This window comes from Pseudomonas reactans, assembly GCF_013385825.1.
In the GTDB taxonomy this organism is placed as follows: domain Bacteria; phylum Pseudomonadota; class Gammaproteobacteria; order Pseudomonadales; family Pseudomonadaceae; genus Aquipseudomonas; species Aquipseudomonas reactans.
The window spans coordinates 1-16,576 of record NZ_JACAPG010000012.1 but is presented as its reverse complement, the minus strand read 5'-3'; the positions used below and the strand labels follow the sequence as shown (position 1 = coordinate 16,576).

Here is a 16,576-nt window from a genome sequence, read left to right as displayed (position 1 = left end):
CTCAGCGACACACCCACCAACGCCCCATGTCCAAATGGAAATGGTTTCGGTGCGCGGCGTTGTAATCCGGGCTCAGCACCACGTTGAAATCATCGCAGGCACTGTCGCGGACCTGACGCAGGAACCGCGCCTTATCGCCGTCCCCCGGCCAATCCTTGAGTACGCTGATACTGCGCCCGTCCGCCAGGCGGAAACCGGCGATATCCAGAGCATTGGCCGACGCATGCTGGCTGAGTCGCCCTTCGGCGCGGTTGTACATATTGCGGCAGGCAAAGCTGCCCAGATGATCGACCCGCGTCACCGCCTGGCCGAACACCGCTTGGGCCGCCGGCTGCAGGCTGTGGCGCTCGAACAGGGCGAACGCCACCGCCAGCGGGCAACTGGCGAGAAAACTGCTGCTCAGGCCAACCGCGGCACCCTGAACGCGCAAGGTGTTGCGCAGCGGACACGCCGCATCAGCGGGCGTATCGGCTTGATGGTTGACGCGCAGGCCCGAGGTCTCCAGCACTTGGTCGCACAACGCCGGGTCATCCTGCAGGCGCCCCAGCTTGTAGCGGGTGAGCAAATTCGGGCTGGCGCGCACATCCAGCGGGGCCCAAGGGTTCCAATCGGCCGGCAGCGGCACCCAGCCACGCCAGACGCCGACGGCAAAGGCGCCGGCCAGGATCAGCAGCACGACCATCAACTTGAAAAAACGCACCCCTTAGCCCTTGAAGAACTCGTTGGCCTGGCTGAACGGCATCTTGCGCTCGGTAAACGTGAACGTGCCCAGTTCGTACACTTCCTGGGCGGCACGATAGAACTCGCCATAGGCAGCCAACGCCAGAGCCGAGCCGACACTGATCCGCCGCACCCCCATCGCGCTGAGCTGCGCGACGCTGAGGTTCAAGCCGCCGGACATCAACACGTTCACCGGCTTGGGCGCCACCGCCTTGACCACCGCCAGCACTTCCTCGGCACTGCGCAGGGCCGGCGCATACAGCACGTCGGCACCGGCTTCGGCGTAGGCTTGCAAGCGGCGGATGGTGTCGGGCAAATCCAGGCGACCATGCAGGAGGTTTTCCGCACGGGCCGTCAGGGTGAACGGGAATGGCAGGCTGCGCGCGGCAGCCACCGCGGCTTCTACACGCTCGACGGACAGGTCGAAAGGATAGATAGGGTCAGCGGCAATGCCTGTGGCGTCTTCAATGGAGCCGCCGACAATGCCGGTGGCGGCGGCACGCAGGATGGTCTGGGCGCAGCCTTCGGGGGTGTCGCTGAAGCCGTTCTCCAGGTCCGCCGCCACCGGCAACGCCGTGGCCTGGGCAATCATGCCGGCGTTGATCAAGGTGTCTTCCAGGGACAACGCCCCTTCCGCATCCGGGCGCGCCAGGCTGAACGCGTAGCCCGCACTGGTGGTGGCGAGGGCTTCAAACCCCAGGCTGGCCAGCATCACGGCAGAGCCTGCATCCCACGGATTGGGCATCACGAATGCGCGGTCACGTTCGTGCAAGGCCTTGAAGGTTTCGGCGCGAAGGGTTTGGGCATCCATGTCTGGCTCCTGGCGGGAAAAGGAGCCTTAGAGTAACCCCAGTTGCTCCACGGCGGGGGCACGATCCAACACTGGCAATGCGGGCAGGCCCAGCAGGCGGGCCATCAACTGATCATGGAAACGCAGCGCCAGTTGGGCGGCGAGGCGATTGTCCGAAGTGTGCAGGAACACGTAGGGTGTGCGGCCTTCTTCAATCCAACCGGCGACTTTTTCCACCCACGGCACCAGGAACGGGTCGTTGGCTTCCAATTCGGGATGCCCGATAAAACGCACTTGGGGAAACTGCGTCAGTGCCGCCGGCCGTGGTGGCACCTTGGGCTTTTTCGATTGGGCGTGCAGCACGGCGGCTGACGTGGACGTGCAACTGAACAATGCGCGGGGGTCCAGGCAGATGCGCTCAACGCCCCGATCCCGTAGCAAGCGGTTAAGCATGCGCTCGGCGTCGCCTTTGGCGAAGAATTCCGAATGACGAACTTCCACCGCCATGGGCCGCTCAAGGCCATCAATGAAGCCTGCCAACTCCCCCAGACGCTGCGGTGTGAACGTCGCGGGCAGTTGCAACCATAGCGGGGACACGCGCTCTCCCAGGGGACTCATCAAGCCCACAAAGCTTTCCGCAGCTGGCAGTTGTTCAATCAGGTTGCCACTGTGGCTGATATCACCGGGAAACTTGGCCGTGAAACGGAAATTGTCGGGCATGATTTCAGCCCAGCGTTGCACCGTGGCGGCTGATGGACGCGCGTAGAACGTGGTGTTGCCTTCGACGGCATTGAAGACTTGGGAATAGAGCGCGAGGTAATCGCTGGAGCGGGCATCGGCGGGGTACAGGTACTCGCGCCAGGCATTTTCACTCCAGGACGGGCAACCGAGGTAGTAAGGCAGACGCATCAGATATGGATGTCGAGGCCCAGCACTTCCATATCCCATTCGACAAAACCGGCGGTGGTCAGGTAACTGGCCAGGGCGGTGGCGACGCTTTTGCTCATGGAGCGTGGGAAGACCATGTCTTGCTGACGGGCGGGAAGACCACTGATACGGGCTTGAGCGTTGGCCTGTGCGTCGGACTGGACCTCGATGAAGTCTGGCGAATCCTCGACGGACTCGTCTACCGTGACGTTTGCCTTACGTGGCTTGCGCTTGATTGGGTAGGACTGTGAGGAAAAGCCATCAATACGCATGGGCGCGAACTCGCTATCAGTAATGGCATTTTGGCAGCATCGTCCATGGTGCGCAAATGCTCTGGTGATAACTAGAACACATAATTTGAAAAAGGTTTAAAACGGGGGGCAAATTCTGACGATTGGTGCAGATTAGCGGTGAATCGCGGGTTTTTAGGGCTGCTTCGCAGCCCAACGCGGGCGGTTCGACGATTCGACAAACCCGCTCGCCACAATTAAAGGCCGCGTTCGGCTTTGGTCTGAGCCACTTTATCGCGTAGATAAACGGGTGCTGCCTGGTCTGCAGGAATTGCCTCTCCACGTTCAAAAGCAAACCGCGCGAGGGCCAGCAAATCTTCAGCATGCGGCAACATCGCAGCATCCTGGCCAATCAACGGCACAGCAATGCGTTCGCCATAACCCCAACCGGTGCCGGCACCGAACCAGTCACCGCTGGCATCACCCGGCAATACGGAGGATTCAGGCGGCTGCACGGCTTCTACACCCACCAGGCGCATCTCGCCTGCCGTTTCGCGGTAGCAACCCCAATACACCTCATCCATGCGTGCATCGATAGCCGCCGCAACCTGACGAACGCCATGTTCCCGCAAGGCGCGCTGGGCCAGTACGGCCAGGTTGGACACCGGCAATACCGGGCGCTCCAACGCAAATGCCAACCCCTGCACCACACCAATGGCAATACGCACACCGGTAAACGCACCCGGGCCACGGCCGAAGGCGATGGCATCCACCGCGGTCAGCGTAGTGCCGGCGTCTTCCAACAGTTGCTTGATCATTGGCAACAGCTTCTGCGCGTGCAGACGCGGGATCACCTCGTAGTGGCTCGTGACCTTGCCATCGTGCAGCAGGGCAACGGAGCAAGCTTCAGTCGCGGTGTCCAGGGCCAACAGGGTACTCATCGGTGCGGGTGTCCAGGTCGAAAAAAAGTGCGCCAGTATAAACAACAACGGCCCGCAAGCGGGCCGTTATCCGTGAAGCCGATGAAGGGATCAGCTGAGTGCTTGCAGCACTTTGGCGGTGATCGCTTCAACCGAGCCGACACCAGGAATGTGGCTGTACTTCGGCTTGCCCTGGGCAGCGGACAGCTTCTGGTAGAAATCCACCAGCGGCTTGGTCTGGGAATGATAGACCGACAGGCGATGACGCACGGTTTCTTCGGTGTCGTCTTTACGCTGTACCAGGTCTTCGCCGGTCACATCGTCCTTGCCTTCGACTTTTGGCGGGTTGTAGACGGTGTGGTACACGCGGCCAGAGGCCTCGTGAACGCGACGACCGGCAATGCGCTGGACGATCTCTTCATCTTCCACCGCGATTTCAACCACGGCATCCAGCTCAACGCCGGCCTTCACCAGGGCTTCAGCCTGGGGAATGGTGCGCGGGAAGCCGTCGAACAGGAAACCGTTCTTGCAGTCTTCCTGGCTGATGCGTTCCTTGACCAGGTTGATGATCAAGTCATCGGACACCAGGCCACCGCTGTCCATCACGCTCTTGGCGATCAGGCCCAGCTCGGTGCCAGCCTTGACGGCCGCACGCAGCATGTCGCCGGTGGAGATTTGTGGAATGCCGAACTTTTCAGTGATGAACTTTGCCTGAGTACCTTTACCGGCCCCGGGAGCTCCCAGCAGAATGACGCGCATTGATGTGCTCCTCAATTTTTTATAGAGATGACGCTCGGATTCGCCGCGGTGGGCCAATCGCGTAAAAATAGAATTCGGGCCGCCCAAGCGGCCAAAGGCTGATCAAGATACACAGCAGGCCTTAACCACACAAGCCGCCAAAAGTCGCAGGAACCCGCGCAGGGCATGCGTCATAGGTAGGGTGTGCCTGGGTGCAACCCGGCCCCACAAACGCCGGCCGCCCGTTTCAGGGCGGCCGCCGTGGTTTATCTGCAAGCTATTGAGAACACGCAAAAAACCCTAGCCAGTGTTGCGTAAACCTGCGGCGATACCGGCCACGGAGACCAGCAGCGCCTGTTCCAGAGGGCTGTCCTGCGCCGCTTCCTGCTGGCGTGAACGGGCCAGCAACTCGGCCTGCAGCAGGTGCAAGGGGTCGAGGTAGGTGTTGCGCAGGCGGATGAACTCCAGGGTGTCCGGGCTATGGGCCAGCAGTTGCGACTGGCCAGTCAGGCCAAGCACCACGTTGCACGCCTGCGACAATAGGTCGCGCAGATGCACACCCAATGGCAGCAGGTCCGGCTGCACCAGCCGCTCGTCATACAGACGGGCGATGTCGGCGTCGGCCTTGGCCAGCACCATTTCCAGCATATCGATGCGGGTGCGGAAGAATGGCCACTGTTCACGCATCTGTCCCAGCAGTTCACCTTCGCCGCGCTCCAGAGCCTTGCTCAGCGCTGCTTCCCAGCCGAGCCAGGCCGGCAACATCAGGCGGGTCTGGGTCCAGCCGAAGATCCACGGGATCGCGCGCAGGCTTTCAATCCCGCCCGCACGGCGCTTGGCCGGGCGACTGCCCAGGGGCAAGCGCCCCAGCTCCTGTTCCGGCGTGGACTGACGGAAATACTCGACGAACTGCGGATTTTCCCGCACCACGGCGCGGTAAGCGCTGACACCGTCTGCCGCCAATTCATCCATCAAATGCCGCCAGGCTGGCTCCGGCGGCGGCGGGGGCAGCAGCGTCGCCTCCAACACGGCAGCCAGATAAAGGTTGAGGTTCTGCTCGGCGATATCCGGCAGGCCGAACTTGAAGCGGATCATCTCGCCCTGTTCGGTGGTGCGGAACCGCCCTGCCACCGAGCCCGGCGGTTGCGACAGGATCGCCGCATGAGCCGGGCCACCGCCACGCCCCACGGTGCCACCACGACCGTGGAACAACAGCAGTTCCACTTGTTGCTCACGGCAGATATCCACCAGGCGCTCCTGCGCCCGGTACTGCGCCCAGGCGGCGGCGGTCGTGCCGGCGTCCTTGGCCGAGTCCGAGTAGCCGATCATCACTTCCTGCGGCCCCTGCAAACGCGCGCGATAGCCCGGCAGCAGCAACAGTTGCTCGATCACCGGGCCGGCGTTATCCAGGTCGGCGAGGGTTTCGAACAGCGGTACCACGCGCATCGGCCGTTGCACGCCCGACTCTTTAAGCAGCAGTTGCACGGCCAAAACGTCCGAGGCAGCGCCGGCCATGGAGATGACATACGAGCCCAACGATGCAGCCGGTGCGGCGGCGATTTCCTTACAGGTGTTGAGCACCTCGGCAGTGTCCGCCGACGGTTTGAAATAGCCCGGCAACAGCGGTCGACGGTTGGCCAGCTCCTTCATCAGGAAGCTGATGCGCATCTCTTCGTTCCAGTCCTCGTAACGGCCCAGGCCGAGGTAGTCGGTGATTTCGGTCATGGCGGCCGAATGACGACTGGAATCCTGACGCACGTCCAACCGCACCAGGAACAGCCCGAAGGTCACCGCGCGGCGCAGGCAATCGAGCAAAGGCCCATCCGCTATCACGCCCATGCCGCATTCGTGCAGTGACTGGTAGCACAGCTCCAGCGGCTCCAGCAGGTCGCGGTTGTTCTGCAACACCTCGGCCGGCGCCGGGGTGCTGCTGCTCAACGCGGTGTGCGCCCATTGGCGCGTGGCGCGCAGGCGTTCGCGCAGTTGCTTGAGCAAAGCGCGATAAGGCTCGACGCTGTCTCCGACCTTGGCCTGCAACGCCGGGCTGGCTTGCTGCATCGACAGTTCAGAGGCCAGGTGGTCGATATCGCGCAGGTACAAATCGGCGGCCATCCAGCGCGCCAACAGCAGCACTTCTCGGGTGACCGGTGCCGTGACGTTCGGGTTGCCGTCACGGTCGCCGCCCATCCATGACGCAAAGCGGATCGGTGCGGCCTCCAGGGGCAAGCGCAAACCGGTGGCGGCGTGCAGCGCCTGGTCAGCCTTGCGCAGATAGTTGGGGATCGCGTGCCACAGCGAGTGCTCGATCACCGCGAAGCCCCACTTGGCTTCATCCACAGGTGTGGGTCGGGTGCGGCGGATTTCTTCGGTGTGCCAGGCTTCGGCGATCAAGCGTTGCAAGCGTTGGCGGATCTGCTCGCGCTCTGCGCTGGTGAGGTCGCGGTGATCCTGGGCCGCCAATTGCGCGGCGATGGCATCGTATTTCTGGATCAGGGTGCGGCGCGCCACTTCGGTGGGGTGGGCAGTGAGGACCAGTTCGATCTCCAGGCGCCCCAACTGGCGGGCCAGGGATTCGTTGCTGTGGCCTTCGCTTTGCAGGCGCGCCAGCAACTCGGGCAACACGCGGGATTCGAACGGTGCCGGCTGCGACTCATCACGCCGGTGGATCAGTTGGTACTGCTCGGCAATGTTGGCCAGGTTGAGGAACTGGTTGAAGGCACGGGCCACCGGCAACAGTTCGTTTTCCTGCAACTGGTTGAGGCTGGTGCTCAACTCATCGCCGGCACCGCGCCGGTCAGCCTTGGCACCTTTGCGGATCTGCTCGATCTTGTCGAGGAAATCATCGCCATACTGCTCTCGAATGGTGTTGCCCAACAGCTCACCCAGCAGGTGAACATCCTCACGCAAGCGTGCATCGATATCACTCATCAGCCAATCTCCAGCCAGAAATCCGGGACGCGCAGGTGTGCCAGAGTGCCGCCAGCCTCGATTTATGACAAGACTTTAAACCTTGTGAGTTGCAGCTAGTCTCAAGCTTAAGTCGTCGCGTTTATCCGCGCAGGCGACTGGACACTCATCACCGCCTGCTAAAAGCGGGCTTCATTGAGGTTGCCATGAAAATTCGAGAACTGGCCCAGCATTGGGAAGAGAACGCCAAGGGTCGCTTGACCAAGACCGAGTACGCCATCCACCTGGATATGGAGTCCGCGGCGCGGCTGGCCGCCATTACCGAGATGTACCCCAAGCGCCACCCCGAAGAATTGCTCGGAGAATTGATCGGCGCCGCGCTTGAAGAGCTGGAAGCCAGCTTCCCCTACATCAAGGGCCAGCACGTCATTGCCACCGATGAAGAAGGCGATCCTCTGTACGAAGACGTCGGCCCCACCCCTCGTTTTCTGACCCTGTCGCGACGCTATCTGCATGATTTGTCGGCCAGCAGCGACGAACAGAAGCACTGACACAACCCCACCAACCCCCTGTATTCCGGGCTCCTCAAGGGCCCGGCGTACCACTGCGCAACGCAGAAGTTCCAACTTTTTTACGCTGACCAATCAGTCAAATATTTTTTTAGGCAAATCGCCATCTTCTCTGAACTTTTGAAAAAAGCCTCCGGTCACAGCCAGTAAGCCATCACTTGGAACGGTCGTTTTAAAGGGCAATTTGCGCATCAGTGCACAGCCCGCCGCCGCAGACCAGTGACATGGATTTTGATGTTTATCAGGAGTTATCCAATGGAGTTGAAGACGATGAAGACCAGCACTGCCAAATCCTCGTTTAACCACCTGCGCGGGCTCAAATTGGCCGCGCTGGCAATCGGCACCAGCTTCGTTCTGGCGGGCTGTGCCGGCAACCCTCCAACCGAGCAGTACGCGGTCACCCAGTCCGCCGTGAACAGCGCTGTCAGCGCCGGCGGTACTGAGTACGCAGCGGTGGAAATGAAGTCGGCCCAGGACAAGCTCAAAGAAGCCGAAATTGCCATGCACGACAAGAACTACGACAAAGCTCGCCAGTTGGCTGAACAAGCCGAGTGGGACGCCCGTGTCGCAGAGCGCAAATCCCAGGCCGCCAAGGCTGAACAGGCTGTGAAGGATTCCCAGAAGGCTGTTGATGAGTTGCGTAAGGAAGGCATGCGTCCGGCTGCTATCCAGCAGAAGTAAGACGCCTCCTGTGACTAAATCGCACCCGTTAAAGAATTGAAAGGACGACACGACTATGCGTAAACAATTGATGATCCCTGCCCTGCTGGCGATGAGCGTTGCACTGGCGGCCTGCTCCACTCCGCCGAACGCGAACCTGGAAAACGCGCGGACCAACTTCTCCTCCCTGCAGACCAACCCGCAAGCCACCAAACTTGCGGCACTGGAAACCAAGGACGCCAGCGAATGGCTGGACAAGGCTGACAAGGCCTACCGCGATAAGGAAGACGAGAAGAAAGTCGACCAACTGGCTTACCTGACCAACCAGCGCGTTGAAGTGGCCAAAGACACCATCGTGCTGCGTGAATCCGAAGCCAAGCTGAAAAACGCCGGCGACGAACGGGCTCGCGCTCTGCTGGATGCCCGTGATGCACAGATCAAACAACTGCAAAACAGTTTGAACGCCAAGCAAACCGACCGCGGCACCCTGGTGACGTTTGGTGATGTGTTGTTCGCCACCAACAAGTCCGACCTGAAATCCAGCGGCCTGGTGAATATCACCAAGCTGGCTCAGTTCCTGCGCGACAACCCGGACCGCAAGGTGATCGTCGAAGGCTACACCGACAGCACCGGTTCCGATTCGTACAACCAGAGCCTGTCCGAGCGTCGTGCAGCGTCCGTGCAACGTGCACTGGCTCAGCAGGGCGTGGACATCTCACGCATCGTGACTCAGGGTTACGGCAAGGAATACCCGGTTGCCGATAACGGCAGCGTCTCCGGCCGTGCCATGAATCGCCGCGTTGAAGTGACCATCTCCAACGACAATCAGCCAGTTGCTCCACGCTCTTCCGTTGCCAACTGATCGATTGCTGTAAAAAGAACCCCGCACTTCGGCGGGGTTCTTTTATTTACATGAAGTTAACTTGGCCACTGTTCATTTGGGGTATCTGGATTTGCTGACGCTGGCCTTCGGCCTGAGGATCATTACCACCGCCCCCTGCTCCGCCGCCGCCCTGGCTACCACTCGCACCGGCCAACATATCTTCCAGCATCTTCTTCAGCATTTCCGGGTCCAACTGCTGCTTCTGCTGGCCACCCGCCTGCTGCATCTGGTCCATACCACCAAATAGGCTGCCGACCATATTCCCCGCGCCACCGATACCATCCACCATATTCACGCTCCGTAAGTCCACGATCAAAGAAGTTGTGTCTCAGTTTTGCTGACACCCCCATCAGTGGTCTCGTACGAAATATGGTTCCGCCTGTCTCGGTTATTGCTGCAGTTGCGGCGTCTCCTGGCCCATGCAACGCACCGCCTGTTTCTTATTGTTCACGAGCACACCCGTCAGGCCTTTCTGCTCCGTATCGAACATCACCAGCACGCCATCCACGCACTGCGCCACTTGCGCAGCCGGGGTCAGGGAGATCTTGTAGTCCTCGCCCGGCACGGTCTTGAGCATGGTGAAGTCGCTTAGCAGCAACGCATCTTCCGGTTTAGCGAAGTGCAGGTAACCGTAGAACCACAGGCAACCGACGGTGCCGATGATGGTGCCAATGCCGGTGAGGATCAGCGGGATCATGTTGCGTTCTTCGCTCATTGCGGGCTCTCTGATGAATCAACTTTAGGAATGGGGTAGTTCGGAATTTCGCCCAGGCGGCGCAAGCCGTTGAAGTGCTGCGGGTCGTCCAGGTAGCGCAGCATCACGGTTTGCCAGGTCTTGTCGGCAAAGGTCTGCACATGCCCACCCCGGGTCAGTTGCAACACCCGTGGCGGCGGTGCGGCCTGATAGAGGCGGATGCCATTGGCCACGGGCACAATCGGGTCGTCCAGGCTGTGGAACAACAACTTCGGCACACCGGTGAGTTGGGGCATGGCATAGATTGCACTGTCGCCGTCCGGCACCAGCCAGGACAGGGGCACCTGGAATGGCCATGTTAACCAGGAGGTACTCAGGGCAAATTGTCCTACGTCACGATAACTGGCAGGCACACCGTCCAGCACCAGGGCCTTGAGCTGGGATTGGCGCTCCGGATGGGCAGCCAGGTAATGCACCGCCAACGCCCCGCCCAGGCTTTGGCCGAGGACGATCAGCGGTTGGCCATGGGTTTCAGGCGCCTTGTCGATCCAGCGGAACGCCGCGTCCACATCCTGATAGATCGCGGGCAGCGAGGGTTTGCCTTCCGACAAGCCGTAGCCGCGATAGTCCAGCAGCAGAACTTGATAACCTTGTTCGGGCAACCACCAACTGCCGCCCAGATGCCAGGCCAGGTTGCCGCCGTTACCGTGCAAATGCAGCACCGTGCCCTTGAGCGGCACACCGGGTTTGGCCGGCAGCCACCAGGCGTGGAGCTTCACGCCGTCAGTGGTGGTCAGGGTGACGTCGCGGTAGTGCAGGTGGGCTTTTTCCGGCGTGAACGGCAGGCCGAGCTCGGGATAGAACAGCAGCGAGCTGCAGCCGTTCAATGTGAGTAGCAGGCACAAAATGCCGAGGATTCTCATCCGTTGAAGCCTCATCAGAAATAGCGCCCTCCCGTAGGAGCGAGCTTGCTCGCGAAAAACGTCAACGATGACGCGGGTCCCCTGAAAGCACGCGGCGCCTTAAGTTTCTTCGCGAGCAAGCTCGCTCCTACAAGGGAGACGGTAATTAAAGGATATTGGAGTAATCCGCCTCGATCCGATCCAGGCTCAAGTGGTTGAGGAAGTTGGAGAAACACATCCACGCCGCCAGTGCATTCATGTCGCGGAACTGCTCCGGCAGGTACTTTGGCGGTACCACCAGGCCTTCGTCCACCAGTTGGCGCAGGGTACGCATGTCTTCCAGGGTGGTCTTGCCGCAGAACAGCAGCGGCACTTGTTCCAGCTTGCCTTTGCGCACGGCGAGCTGGATGTAGTTGTAGACCATGATAAAGCCCTTGAGGTAGGACAAATCCTTGGTAAACGGCAGACCGGTCGGCACCGAGCCACGGAAAACGCGACTGGCGTTGCCGTAGCTTTCGGCCATTTCAAAGCCTTGCTCGCGGAAGAACTCGAACACCTGCAGGAAGTCGGCGCCCTCTTCCACCATATGGATGGCGCGGGTGCGGTTGGTCAGCTTGCGCAGGCGGCTCGGGTAGGAGGCGAAGGTAATGATTTCCATCAGGATCGCCAGGCCTTCCTGGGTCACGGTGGACGACGGCGGGCCTTTGGACAGGAAGGTGCAGATCGGCTGGTTCTGGCCATTCAAGGTGGTGCCGACATGCACCAGGCCTTCATGCACCTCCAGGGCACGCACGTCGCGGTCGTTGAACATCGCATCGGCGCGGATCTTGATGTAGTCGGCGCCCGCCGCCGCGTCGGCGACGATACCGTCGGACTCGAACACGCGGATGGTCTCTTCGGCCTCGCCAAACACTTTGTTCAAGCGGGTTTGCAGCAGGGCCACGGCGTCCTTCGCGGTGAGGGTCTTGGCTTCATCTTTGAGGTCACCACGGCCGTCGATATTGTTCAGGTAGTCCGAAAGCATCAGACCCAGGTCGGCCAGCGTCGGGTCGCCGGCGTGAAACGCATCGGAGGCGGCGCCATAAAGCTCCTGGGAAATCAGCCCGAAATCCTCGGTGCCGCGCGCTTCGAGCATGCGCACCACCATGCGGTATTCCTTGCACATGCGGCGCATGATCTGCCCCACCGGGCTGAACTGGCCGAGGCGACGGGTGATGTCGCGCTCGATGTTCTGGAACTCCAGCTTCACCGCGCTGGAGTCGAACGCCAGCGGCCGGTTGAGGTAGTAGTCGCGACTCACCGCCGGCATTTCCTTGCCCTTGGCCTTGAGGAATCCCTGGCGAATATTCTCGTCCCACTTCACGGCGTCGAGGACGCGAATCGGTGTTTGCGCCAGCACAATGCGATCAGACAAGGTGCGTATCGTCTGCTGGTAATCGTCCACCCGGTGCTTCCTCTTTAAACGTTATTTGCCCGCACGCTGGTAGCGCACGGCTTCCACGAATACATCGGCGTTGGCCGGGTCATCCAGGTAGGCAAACACCTGGTCCAAGGGGCTGTCCACCAACACGCCAGCACCTTCGACGGTTTCCACGGTACTGCCGTGCAACGCCTTTTGGTCTATGGCTTGATGGATCTGCTCCAGGTCGAGGTTGTAGACCACCAATTCATGCTTTTCGTTGATTTCGAAGCCCGCGAGGATGAAATGCCCACCGAGCTTGGCCGGCAGCGGCGCCGACAAATACCAGCGGCTGCCATGGCGCGAAACGCTGAACAGATACTCGTCACGCTGGCCCGGCTTGGCTGTAGGGTAGCTCACGGCTTTGTAACGGTAATCACCAACGGCGCTGATGTGCAGGTTGAGCGGCTCGCCCCAGGCATTTTTGCTCGACCATTGGCCCAGCAAAGCCTGCGGCGCGGCGTCATGGGCCGGCAGCGGGTCCTTGAAAGTCACCAGGCAACCGCTGAGCAGCAGGAACGACAAGGCGATTACAACCACACGCCAGGTTTTCATTGAACATCCCCCGGTGTCAGACCGAGGCCAACACCAAATGCATGTAACGCTTGAGAATCTCAAGCATCTCTTCACCGGTCAGAGGCTCTGCGCCGCCCAGCAGGCCCTGATATTCCATCCGACTGATTATCGCCGTCAACACTTTGGCATCCTGTTGTGGCTCACGGGAGCCCAGCACCTGGAAAAACTGCCCGGTGCCCTGCAACAGAATCTGCTGGTGGGAACGTACCAACTCGGCCAGACGCGGGTTGAGCAAGGCTTCCTGACGGAACGCCTGCTCAGCCATCAAGTGCTCACGACGGTTGGTCAGCTGACGCAAGACGTAATCGGCAGTCAGGCGCGCAATGTCATCCGCCAGTTGCGAACGTGACTGCGGGCTGCCATCGCCATAGGCGACCATCTCGCGCAGCAGGCCTTCGTTGCGCACCCACAGCTTGCCCATGAACGCAGCGCTGCGCTCGACGTATTGGGCGAAGGTATCGGTGAGCAGGTCATCAATGTCCTTGAAATAGTAGGTGGTGGCCGACAACGGCACCCCCGCCTCCGCGGCCACCGCGCGATGGCGCACAGCCCGCACACCATCACGCACCACAATGCGCATGGCTGCATCGAGAATGTCTTGTCTGCGTTGCTCGCTACCCCGACGACTGGCCTTGCGGCCCTGGTACTGGACGCTTTCAGCCACGGCAGCGGCAATGCCGGCGGCGCCTTCTTGAGCGGTTACGCGGTTCACGACTCACATCCTTGAATAGATCAAAACCTGGCGCTGTTTGCTTGACGCTTAAAGACGCCACATAAAAAAGCCGCCTTATAAAAGGCGGCTTCGGATTTCGCTTCGGTTACGCTTGTGGCCGCATGTGCGGGAACAAGATCACGTCGCGGATCGACGGCGAATTGGTCAACAGCATCACCAGACGGTCGATGCCGATACCTTCACCGGCGGTTGGCGGCATGCCATATTCCAGGGCGCGGACGAAGTCTGCGTCGTAGTGCATGGCTTCGTCGTCGCCAGCGTCCTTGTCGGCCACCTGGGCCATGAAGCGCTCGGCCTGGTCTTCCGCGTCGTTCAACTCAGAGTAGGCGTTGGCGATTTCGCGGCCGCCGATGAACAGCTCGAAACGGTCGGTGACGTTCGGGTTGTCATCGTTGCGACGGGCCAGCGGCGACACTTCGAACGGGTACTGGGTAATGAAGTGCGGCTGCTCCAGCTTGTGCTCGACCAGCTCTTCGAAAATCATCACCTGCAATTTGCCCAGGCCTTCGAAGCCCAGCACCTTGGCGCCGGCTTTCTTGGCGATGGCGCGAGCCTTGTCGATGTCGTTCAGATCGTCGGCGGTCAGCTCAGGGTTGTACTTGAGGATCGAGTCGAACACCGACAGACGCACGAACGGCTCGCCGAAGTGGAACACCTTGTCGCCGTACGGCACGTCGGTGCTGCCCAGGACCAACTGCGCCAGTTCGCGGAACAGTTCTTCGGTCAGGTCCATGTTGTCTTCGTAGTCGGCGTAGGCCTGATAGAACTCCAACATGGTGAATTCTGGGTTGTGACGGGTCGAAACGCCTTCGTTACGGAAGTTGCGGTTGATCTCGAACACTTTTTCGAAGCCGCCAACAACAAGACGCTTGAGGTACAGCTCCGGCGCGATACGCAGGAACATTTCCATGTCCAGCGCGTTGTGGTGGGTTTCGAACGGCTTGGCTGCGGCACCACCCGGGATGGTTTGCAGCATCGGGGTTTCCACTTCCAGGAAGTCACGCTGCATCAGGAAGGTACGGATGTGCGCGATCACTTGTGAGCGCACACGGAAGGTGTGGCGCACTTCTTCGTTGACGATCAGGTCAACGTAGCGCTGGCGGTAGCGTTGTTCGGTGTCGGTCAGGCCGTGGTGCTTGTCCGGCAGCGGGCGCAGCGACTTGGTCAGCAGGCGCACGTTGGTCATTTCCACATACAGGTCGCCCTTGCCGGAACGGGCCAGGGTGCCTTCGGCAGCGATGATGTCGCCCATGTCCCAGGTTTTCACCGAGGCCAGGGTTTCTTCCGGCAAGGTCTTGCGGTTGACGTAAACCTGGATGCGACCGGTCATGTCCTGGATCACCATGAACGAGCCACGGTTGAGCATGATGCGACCTGCCACCTTGACCGGGATCGCAGCCTCTGCCAGCTCTTCCTTGGTCTTGTCCGCGTACTGCTTCTGCAAGGCATCGCAGTAGTTTTCGCGGCGGAAGTCGTTGGGGAAGGCATTGCCCTTGGCGCGCTCGGCAGCAAGCTTTTCCTTGCGCAGGGCGATCAGGGAGTTTTCTTCCTGTTGCAGGGCCTGGTCGAGTTGTTGGTCGCTCATGTCTTTAAATTTTCCATCACAGATTGGGGTGTTACAGGCCCGATTTCAGGCTGGCTTCAAGGTATTCGTCGATATCACCGTCGAGTACCTTGTCACAATCGCTGCGTTCGATGTTAGTGCGCAGATCCTTGATCCGCGACGCATCGAGCACATAAGAGCGGATCTGGTGACCCCAGCCGATATCCGACTTGGTGTCTTCCAGCGCTTGCGATGCGGCGTTGCGTTTCTGCATTTCCTGCTCATACAACTTGGCCCGCAGCATTTTCATGGCGGTGTCCTTGTTGGCGTGCTGGGAACGTTCGTTCTGGCAGCTGACCACGGTGTTGGTCGGTACGTGGGTAATACGTACGGCCGAGTCGGTGGTGTTTACGTGCTGACCACCGGCACCGGAGGAGCGATAGGTGTCGATGCGCAGGTCGGCCGGGTTGATCTCGATTTCCACCTTGTCGTCGATCTCTGGCGAGACGAAAACGGCGGAGAACGAGGTGTGGCGACGGTTGCCGGAGTCGAACGGGCTCTTGCGTACCAGGCGGTGTACGCCGATCTCGGTGCGCAGCCAGCCAAAAGCGTATTCGCCCTTGATGTGCACGGTCGCGCCCTTGATACCGGCGACTTCACCGGCGGACAGTTCCATGATGGTCGCTTCGAAACCGCGCTTGTCGGCCCAGCGCAGGTACATGCGCAGCAGGATGTTTGCCCAGTCCTGGGCCTCGGTGCCGCCGGAACCGGCCTGGATGTCCAGGTAGGCGTTGTTCGGGTCCATCTCGTGGCTGAACATGCGACGGAATTCGAGTTTGGCGAGGTTTTCCTCGAGACGGGCCAGCTCGGCGACGACATCGCCCACTGCGCCTTCGTCGTTTTCTTCGACGGCCATGTCCAGCAGGTCGCGGCAATCGGCCAGACCGGTGTTCAGTTCGTCAAGGGTATCGACGATCTGCGCCAGCGCAGCGCGCTCGCGGCCCAGTTCCTGGGCGTATTCAGGTTTGTTCCAGACAGCAGGATCTTCAAGCTCGCGATTGACTTCGGTCAGACGCTCATGCTTTTGATCGTAGTCAAAGATACCCCCGAATAGTTTCGGAGCGCTCGGACAGGTCCTTGATGGTGTTAAGGATCGGGTTGATTTCCATGGCGGGCAGCACTCGTTGGCGAACTTTTGAAAGCCGGCGAGTATAACGGGAAATGGGGGGGAGCGGCAGTCCGCTGGGCGAAAAGGCGTGGGGCTGGATCATCGGAGTACATATCCATTCCTGCGGTCACGGCTGCTATTGGTTCCGCCCTTACGG

At 60.5% G+C, this 16,576-nt stretch carries 18 protein-coding genes; 3 read left to right on the top strand and 15 right to left on the bottom strand.

Annotated elements, in window-relative coordinates:
* Position 1: 1 nt before the first annotated feature.
* From HX868_RS14045 to ppc, 7 genes are all read right to left on the bottom strand, one after another.
* Positions 2-682, bottom strand: a complete 681-nt coding sequence (locus HX868_RS14045) for an extensin-like domain-containing protein (protein WP_218168694.1) — start codon at positions 680-682, stop codon at positions 2-4.
* Between the two features lie 21 nt (positions 683-703).
* On the bottom strand, positions 704-1,531 hold the full coding sequence (locus tag HX868_RS14040; RefSeq protein ID WP_177003289.1) for an isocitrate lyase/PEP mutase family protein: 828 nt from the start codon (positions 1,529-1,531) through the stop codon (positions 704-706).
* A gap of 27 nt (positions 1,532-1,558) precedes the next feature.
* A complete protein-coding gene (locus HX868_RS14035) occupies positions 1,559-2,419 on the bottom strand; it encodes a DUF72 domain-containing protein (RefSeq protein ID WP_177003288.1) in 861 nt (286 codons plus the stop codon).
* Positions 2,419-2,709 carry a hypothetical protein gene (locus HX868_RS14030; protein WP_016979856.1) on the bottom strand — a complete coding sequence of 97 codons (291 nt, stop codon included), beginning with the start codon at positions 2,707-2,709 and terminating at the stop codon, positions 2,419-2,421. Before HX868_RS14030 ends, HX868_RS14035 begins: the two co-directional genes overlap by 1 nt.
* Before the next feature lie 215 nt (positions 2,710-2,924).
* Positions 2,925-3,608 (bottom strand): tRNA (adenosine(37)-N6)-threonylcarbamoyltransferase complex dimerization subunit type 1 TsaB, encoded by a 684-nt coding sequence (gene tsaB, locus HX868_RS14025; RefSeq protein ID WP_177003287.1) that lies wholly within the window; start codon positions 3,606-3,608, stop codon positions 2,925-2,927.
* Between the two features lie 90 nt (positions 3,609-3,698).
* Complete coding sequence (gene adk / locus HX868_RS14020) at positions 3,699-4,346, bottom strand: adenylate kinase (RefSeq protein WP_010212617.1); 648 nt, start codon at positions 4,344-4,346, stop codon at positions 3,699-3,701.
* A 279-nt stretch (positions 4,347-4,625) separates the two neighbouring features.
* Entirely contained in the window at positions 4,626-7,253 is a 2,628-nt protein-coding gene (gene ppc, locus HX868_RS14015; RefSeq protein ID WP_177003286.1) for a phosphoenolpyruvate carboxylase, read from the bottom strand.
* A 185-nt stretch (positions 7,254-7,438) separates the two neighbouring features.
* Between ppc and HX868_RS14010 the strand changes: the two genes are divergently transcribed.
* From HX868_RS14010 to lptF, 3 genes are all read left to right on the top strand, one after another.
* The gene (locus HX868_RS14010) at positions 7,439-7,783 is read left to right on the top strand and encodes a hypothetical protein (protein ID WP_033902821.1); all 345 of its coding nucleotides are present in this window, start codon (positions 7,439-7,441) and stop codon (positions 7,781-7,783) included.
* 273 nt (positions 7,784-8,056) lie between these two features.
* Positions 8,057-8,482: a DUF4398 domain-containing protein gene (locus tag HX868_RS14005; protein ID WP_177003285.1), complete on the top strand. Its 426-nt coding sequence runs from the start codon at positions 8,057-8,059 to the stop codon at positions 8,480-8,482.
* Between the two features lie 55 nt (positions 8,483-8,537).
* Positions 8,538-9,323, top strand: a complete 786-nt coding sequence (lptF, locus tag HX868_RS14000) for a lipotoxin F family OmpA-related lipoprotein LptF (protein WP_095014934.1) — start codon at positions 8,538-8,540, stop codon at positions 9,321-9,323.
* A gap of 46 nt (positions 9,324-9,369) precedes the next feature.
* Here the strand turns inward: lptF and HX868_RS13995 are convergent, their stop codons facing one another.
* From HX868_RS13995 to prfB, 8 genes are all read right to left on the bottom strand, one after another.
* Positions 9,370-9,639, bottom strand: coding sequence for a hypothetical protein (locus tag HX868_RS13995; protein WP_177003284.1), 270 nt, complete (start codon positions 9,637-9,639; stop codon positions 9,370-9,372).
* A gap of 93 nt (positions 9,640-9,732) precedes the next feature.
* Entirely contained in the window at positions 9,733-10,059 is a 327-nt protein-coding gene (locus HX868_RS13990) for a PA3694 family proteiin (protein ID WP_016979848.1), read from the bottom strand.
* Positions 10,056-10,961 (bottom strand): alpha/beta hydrolase, encoded by a 906-nt coding sequence (locus tag HX868_RS13985; RefSeq protein WP_177003283.1) that lies wholly within the window; start codon positions 10,959-10,961, stop codon positions 10,056-10,058. The genes HX868_RS13990 and HX868_RS13985 overlap by 4 nt, the downstream gene beginning before the upstream one ends.
* A 145-nt stretch (positions 10,962-11,106) precedes the next feature.
* Positions 11,107-12,384: a flavohemoglobin expression-modulating QEGLA motif protein gene (locus HX868_RS13980; RefSeq protein WP_028619119.1), complete on the bottom strand. Its 1,278-nt coding sequence runs from the start codon at positions 12,382-12,384 to the stop codon at positions 11,107-11,109.
* A gap of 21 nt (positions 12,385-12,405) precedes the next feature.
* Positions 12,406-12,954 carry a hypothetical protein gene (locus HX868_RS13975; RefSeq protein WP_177003282.1) on the bottom strand — a complete coding sequence of 183 codons (549 nt, stop codon included), beginning with the start codon at positions 12,952-12,954 and terminating at the stop codon, positions 12,406-12,408.
* 16 nt (positions 12,955-12,970) lie between these two features.
* Positions 12,971-13,687, bottom strand: a complete 717-nt coding sequence (locus HX868_RS13970; RefSeq protein WP_016979842.1) for a TetR/AcrR family transcriptional regulator — start codon at positions 13,685-13,687, stop codon at positions 12,971-12,973.
* A gap of 106 nt (positions 13,688-13,793) precedes the next feature.
* Complete coding sequence (gene lysS, locus HX868_RS13965; protein ID WP_038849273.1) at positions 13,794-15,293, bottom strand: lysine--tRNA ligase; 1,500 nt, start codon at positions 15,291-15,293, stop codon at positions 13,794-13,796.
* Between the two features lie 31 nt (positions 15,294-15,324).
* A protein-coding gene (prfB, locus tag HX868_RS13960; protein WP_100215725.1) for a peptide chain release factor 2 occupies positions 15,325-16,420 on the bottom strand; the annotation gives its coding sequence in 2 pieces (ribosomal slippage) (positions 15,325-16,347 and positions 16,349-16,420; 1,095 coding nt in all).
* Positions 16,421-16,576 lie beyond the last annotated feature (156 nt).

Excerpts from the sequence above, each read along its gene's own strand:
- HX868_RS14045 (WP_218168694.1), bottom strand. The coding sequence starts at position 682 with ATGGTCGTGCTGCTGATCCTGGCCGGCGCCTTTGCCGTCGGCGTCTGG.
- HX868_RS14040 (WP_177003289.1), bottom strand. The coding sequence starts at position 1,531 with ATGGATGCCCAAACCCTTCGCGCCGAAACCTTCAAGGCCTTGCACGAA.
- HX868_RS14035 (WP_177003288.1), bottom strand. The coding sequence starts at position 2,419 with ATGCGTCTGCCTTACTACCTCGGTTGCCCGTCCTGGAGTGAAAATGCC.
- HX868_RS14030 (WP_016979856.1), bottom strand. The coding sequence starts at position 2,709 with ATGCGTATTGATGGCTTTTCCTCACAGTCCTACCCAATCAAGCGCAAG.
- tsaB (WP_177003287.1), bottom strand. The coding sequence starts at position 3,608 with ATGAGTACCCTGTTGGCCCTGGACACCGCGACTGAAGCTTGCTCCGTT.
- adk (WP_010212617.1), bottom strand. The coding sequence starts at position 4,346 with ATGCGCGTCATTCTGCTGGGAGCTCCCGGGGCCGGTAAAGGTACTCAG.
- ppc (WP_177003286.1), bottom strand. The coding sequence starts at position 7,253 with ATGAGTGATATCGATGCACGCTTGCGTGAGGATGTTCACCTGCTGGGT.
- HX868_RS14010 (WP_033902821.1), top strand. The coding sequence starts at position 7,439 with ATGAAAATTCGAGAACTGGCCCAGCATTGGGAAGAGAACGCCAAGGGT.
- HX868_RS14005 (WP_177003285.1), top strand. The coding sequence starts at position 8,057 with ATGGAGTTGAAGACGATGAAGACCAGCACTGCCAAATCCTCGTTTAAC.
- lptF (WP_095014934.1), top strand. The coding sequence starts at position 8,538 with ATGCGTAAACAATTGATGATCCCTGCCCTGCTGGCGATGAGCGTTGCA.
- HX868_RS13990 (WP_016979848.1), bottom strand. The coding sequence starts at position 10,059 with ATGAGCGAAGAACGCAACATGATCCCGCTGATCCTCACCGGCATTGGC.
- HX868_RS13985 (WP_177003283.1), bottom strand. The coding sequence starts at position 10,961 with ATGAGAATCCTCGGCATTTTGTGCCTGCTACTCACATTGAACGGCTGC.
- HX868_RS13975 (WP_177003282.1), bottom strand. The coding sequence starts at position 12,954 with ATGAAAACCTGGCGTGTGGTTGTAATCGCCTTGTCGTTCCTGCTGCTC.
- lysS (WP_038849273.1), bottom strand. The coding sequence starts at position 15,293 with ATGAGCGACCAACAACTCGACCAGGCCCTGCAACAGGAAGAAAACTCC.